Origin of the sequence: Saccharopolyspora sp., from assembly GCF_017434145.1 — a bacterium.
Lineage (GTDB): Bacteria > Actinomycetota > Actinomycetes > Mycobacteriales > Pseudonocardiaceae > Saccharopolyspora_C > Saccharopolyspora_C galaxeae.
Genome location: NZ_JAFRFW010000968.1, coordinates 1 through 4,714, shown reverse-complemented (window position 1 = coordinate 4,714; position 4,714 = coordinate 1). Strand labels below are relative to the sequence as shown.

The window sequence follows — 4,714 nt, the reverse complement described above, 5'->3', positions numbered from 1 at the left end:
GCAGGTCGCGGTCCACCGCCCGCACCGGCGGTCGCGGCCGGTCGAAGGCGATCAGCTTGCTGTAGACCGACATCAGCGCGGCAAGGCCGCGCATGAACCGGTCCGGCCGGTCCCGTCCGTGCACGTCCGGTGGTGGCGTGAACATCGCGGCGCTCAGTGGTCGGAGGCCGGTGCGGCCGGGTTCTCCGCGGCCTGCGCGGCCGGTGACCTGGCCAGGTAGGACACCGCCCTGGTCGTCGAGCCGTGCTGCGACGGGTGGAACGAAGGCCGGAAGTACGGCGCCATCAACCGGGCGGTCTCGCGCGGCCCGGGCAGCAGGCCCAGCCGGGCGCTGCGGAAGTAGTCCCGCCACCGCGGCTTCGACCGCCCGCGCAGCTTCGGATCGTTCGCGATCAGGAACTTCGCCCCGCGCGCCCACAGCGTGAAGAACAGCGGCAGGGCGAGCAGGAAGAACCGCACCCGCTTGGAATACCGGCCGTCCAGGTGCATGAACAGGTCGAACGCGACCGAGCGGTGCTCGACCTCCTCCGCGCCGTGCCAGCGCAGCAGGTCCAGCATGGTCGGGTCGGCCTGCGCGCGGTCGAGCGCTTCCGCGTCGAGCACCCATTGGCCGAGGAACGCGGTGATGTGCTCGATGCCCGCGATGAGGCCGACCCGTTCCACCACCCAATCCTCGGCGCGCGCGCCGGTGTGGCCGCGGTCGCCGAGGAGTTTGCGGAACATCCAGGCGATCTGGCGCACGTATGGCTCGGTGTCCAGGTCGTGGGCGTTGAAGTGGTCCAGCACGCCTTGGTGCGACATGGCGTGCACGGCCTCCTGGCCGACGAACCCCTGCACGTCCTCGCGCAGCCGGTCGTCCTTGATCATCGGCAGCGCCTGCTTGAAGACCTCGACGAACCAGTCCTCGCCCTCGGGCAGCAGCAGGTGCAGCACGTTGATCACGTGGGTGGCGAACGGCTCGTCCGGGATCCAGTGCATCGGCAGCTCGGACCAGTCGAACCGCACGTTCCGCGCCTGCAGCGCAACGCGCTCCGGATCGTCCACATCGGACTCCGGTGGGTGCTCGTCGTGCGTCATCGCAAGACCTCCTCGCGGTGCGGCTCGGCGGGGCGTTGCTCGTTCGGCCGGTTCGGCGGTGCGACGGGTGACCGGCTCCGCGTGTTACTGGAAGTAACGGGTACTGGAGGTGGCACTATGCAGCGCTGCGCGCGCCGCTGTCAACGCCGGGCGAGGTGCCCAGCGCCGGCGAAGGCCAGGAACCTCAGAAGGCGCCGGCGTAGGCGTTCAAGGCAGGCTGACCGCCGAGATGGGCGTAGAGGACGTTGGAATCGGCTCCGATCTCGCCCGAGCGCACGAGGTCGATCAGACCGGCCATCGACTTCCCCTCGTAGACCGGATCGATGATCATGCCTTCCAGTTCGGCGGACGTTCGGATCGCGTCGAGGGTGGATCGCACCGGGATGCCGTAGCGATCGCCCGCCCAGCCTTCGAGCACGGTGATCTCGTCGTCCCGGAGTTCGCGCTCGAGCCCGCTGAGCTCGGCGGTGTTGCGGGCGATCCGGTCGACCTGGTCCCGTGCGCTGGCCGGCGTGGCCGATGCGTCGATCCCGATGACTCGACGCGGCCCGTCCTGCTCGGCGAACCCGGCGATCATGCCTGCGTGCGTGGACCCGGTCACGGTGCACACGACGATCGTGTCGAAGTGGACGCCGAGTTCGGCCTCCTGGCTGGCGACCTCGCGCGCCCAGTTCGCGAACCCGAGCCCGCCCAGCGGGTGCTCCGAGGCGCCGGCCGGAATTCCGTAGGGGATTCCGCCCGCAGCGCGGACTTCTTCCATCGCGCGCTCCCAGGAGTCGCGGATGCCGATGTCGAACCCCGCCGGGTCCAGTCGCACGTCGGCTCCCATGAGCCGCGACAGGAGGATGTTGCCGACCTTGTCGTTGACCGCGTCGGGCCAGTCGACCCAGTTCTCCTGCACGAGGCGCGCTTTGAGGCCGAGCTTCGCCGCGACCGCGGCGACCTGCCGGGTGTGGTTCGACTGGTACCCGCCGATCGAGACGAGCGTGTCGGCGCCGGAGGCCAGCACGTCCGGGACGATGTACTCGAGCTTGCGGGTCTTGTTGCCGCCGTAGGCCAGACCGGAGTTGCAGTCCTCGCGCTTGGCCCAGATCTTCGCCCCGCCCAGGTGCGCGGTCAGCCGTTCCAGCGGATGCACCGGGCTGGGGCCGAAAAGCAGCGGATAGCGGGGGAAGTCGTCGACGGGCACGCGAATCTCCTAGTCGGGTCGAGGGGTGAGCCGGCTCGATGATGCGGGCTTGCCGGGCGAACGAGAAGCCCGGTGAGCGAGGCGGTTCGCCGCTGGCAGGTGTCGGAGTCTCGATCCGAGTGCTGCGTCGCCCCGACCGGCGGTCGGTCAGCGGAGCAGTCGGACGAGGTCGAACACGCGCATCCGGCCCGGAGCGGTCGCCGCGCAGGTCAGCGGCCGTCCGGTGTCGAGCCAGCGCTCGTGCAGCAGCACCGTGCAGTCGGGTTCGGCGAGGCGCACCCGCCAGCCGGTTTCCCCGTCGGGTTCGGCGCTGACCAGGCGCAGGGTGTCGACGCCGGTGGTTCCGGTGGCCGCCCGCGCGTGGTGCTGCGCGGCCTGAGCCGCAGGGGACAGCGAGGAGCGGCCGCGTACCCAGCGCGGGTCGAGCGTCCCGGCGCCGTAGTCCTGCACGGCCGCGAGCGCGTCCGGAACCGGAACGCTGCCGAGGAGGTAGCCGTGCGGTAGCAGGACCGTTGCGGGCGCGAACCGGCAGCCGCCGACGTGGCTGCACTCCCAGGTGCTCTCCGGCTCGGCCGCGGCGAGCGCGGCCGCCACCGGACGCCCGCGCACCGCGCAGCACGTGTCGTGCCTGCCGTGGGTGCAGACCAGCGTCAGCGGGCCGTCCAGGGGCTCACCGGGTGATCCGACGGCGGCGGGCAGTTCCGCGTCCGCGGTGAATTCGCCGGTGCGGATCGACTCGTGGCCCGGGCGGGAGTCCACTCGGAACCAGCGGCGCCTGGGCCTGTTCCGTTCTTCGCGTCCCGGTTTGCGCACGAGGACCAGCCGCGCGTTCCAGGTGGCCGCCCACTCGGAAAGAGCGGTCACGGCACCGGGATGGATGCCGGACCCGGTCAGCGCGTCGCGTCCCCACGGGCCGGGATGCTCGACCAGGAACCATCGCTGCGCGGGCGGCGCGGATCCCTCCAGCGGGTCGCCCGCCGCCTCGGCCACGAAGGAGCAGCGCGGCCACGTCGGTGCTAGCGACTCCGTCACGTCATGGACGCCGGTACGAGCACGCCTTCCCGCAGCAGTCGGCGCACCAGTACCAACTGGTCGGCTTCGTCGGCTTCGGGCAGGTCTCCCACGCGCAACGTGCCGCCGGTCAGCAGCGCGCGCAGCGGCGCGGCGGTGGCCGCGGGCAGCGAGATCTGCCGGTCCGGCAGCTCCAGCACGACGTGGTCGTGGCCTTCGAGCAACCGGTGGTGCAGGCCGGTGCGGCGTCGGACGGCGTCACCGGCCGCCAAGCCGTCGGCGAAAGCGGCACCCGCCACCGGCCGGATCGGCTCGGGGCGGCCACCCGACCAGACCTTGCCGCGCACGTGGCGGGCGGCGTCTTCGGCGGACACGTCCTGCAGCGCACCGGCCAACGCCGTGCGCACGGCGTCGAGATGCGGGGCGAGTTGTTCCGGATCCGCCACATCGATGCCCAGCGGCAGCGACGCGCGCAGCTCCGGATCCTGCGCGCAACGCGCGGTCAGCGCCTCCACCAGCGCGAACCTGGTGATCACGTGCACGCCCACCGTCAGGTGCGCCGAGACGTCGCTGAGCGCGGTCGCGGCGTGCAACCAGCCCCGCGGCAGGTACATCGCGTCGCCCGGCTGAAGCACGGTGTCGATCTCGGCGTCCTCGCGAGCGCGCTCGGCCACGGCACTGGCGTGGTCGTTCCAGGGCTGATCGCGCAACGGGTCGCCGTGCACGGGAGCGTGCACTGTCCAGTGCTTGCTCCCGGCGAGCTGGAGCACGAACACGTCGTGCACGTCGTAGTGGGCGGAGAACCCGTGCGAGGTCGGCGGTGTCACGTAGGCGTTGGCCTGCACGGGATGGCCGAGCTCTTCGGCGAGCGTCGTGGTGAAGTCGATGACCCCGGACCAACAGCGGTGCAGCGCCTGAAGTACCACCGTGGTCCCCTCGCCGAAGAGCGCGGCGACCTTGTCGTCGTGCACCTGGTCGCCGATCTCCGCGCCGACCCCGCCGGGGCCGGTGAACCAGCTCGAGTCGACGACCGCGCCTTCCCGCGCGAGCCGCAGGAACGGCGTGCGCAGCCCGCGGCGGGAGAGCAGCTCGTCGACACCGTCGAGGTCGAGCACATCGCGGAAGGCGTCCGGATCGGCGCCGCGCACGAGCAGCGGTGCGCGACCCCAGTGCCGATGGCTGAACTCGGCCACGTCCGGTCCGACGACTCGGGACAGCGCGTCCGGGGGAGCGGCGGCGCCTTGCGCTGGTTCGCTGAGCTCAGCGGGCACCGCTGTCGGCTCCGCCGTCGGCGCCGCCGTCGTGTTGTCCGGGGGTGCCGCGTCCCGTTCCGGAGTCGGCGGGTCCTTCGGCACCCGAGTCGGCTCCGCCGTCGGCGCCGCCGTCGTGCTGTCCCGGTGTGCCGCGACCCGCTCCGGAATCGGCCGGACCCTCAGT

At 71.9% G+C, this 4,714-nt stretch carries 4 protein-coding genes; all 4 read right to left on the bottom strand.

Annotated elements, in window-relative coordinates:
• Positions 1-153: 153 nt before the first annotated feature.
• Entirely contained in the window at positions 154-1,077 is a 924-nt protein-coding gene (locus IJH84_RS26145) for a metal-dependent hydrolase (RefSeq protein ID WP_295150122.1), read from the bottom strand.
• A gap of 184 nt (positions 1,078-1,261) precedes the next feature.
• Positions 1,262-2,266 carry a 1-aminocyclopropane-1-carboxylate deaminase gene (locus IJH84_RS26140; protein ID WP_295150119.1) on the bottom strand — a complete coding sequence of 335 codons (1,005 nt, stop codon included), beginning with the start codon at positions 2,264-2,266 and terminating at the stop codon, positions 1,262-1,264.
• Between the two features lie 147 nt (positions 2,267-2,413).
• Positions 2,414-3,298 carry a sucrase ferredoxin gene (locus IJH84_RS26135; protein ID WP_200071998.1) on the bottom strand — a complete coding sequence of 295 codons (885 nt, stop codon included), beginning with the start codon at positions 3,296-3,298 and terminating at the stop codon, positions 2,414-2,416.
• The gene (locus IJH84_RS26130; protein WP_295150116.1) at positions 3,295-4,713 is read right to left on the bottom strand and encodes a cupin domain-containing protein; all 1,419 of its coding nucleotides are present in this window, start codon (positions 4,711-4,713) and stop codon (positions 3,295-3,297) included. The genes IJH84_RS26135 and IJH84_RS26130 overlap by 4 nt, the downstream gene beginning before the upstream one ends.
• Position 4,714 lies beyond the last annotated feature (1 nt).

Coding starts and splice junctions, on each gene's coding strand:
- IJH84_RS26145 (WP_295150122.1), bottom strand. CDS start 1,077: ATGACGCACGACGAGCACCCACCGGAGTCCGATGTGGACGATCCGGAG.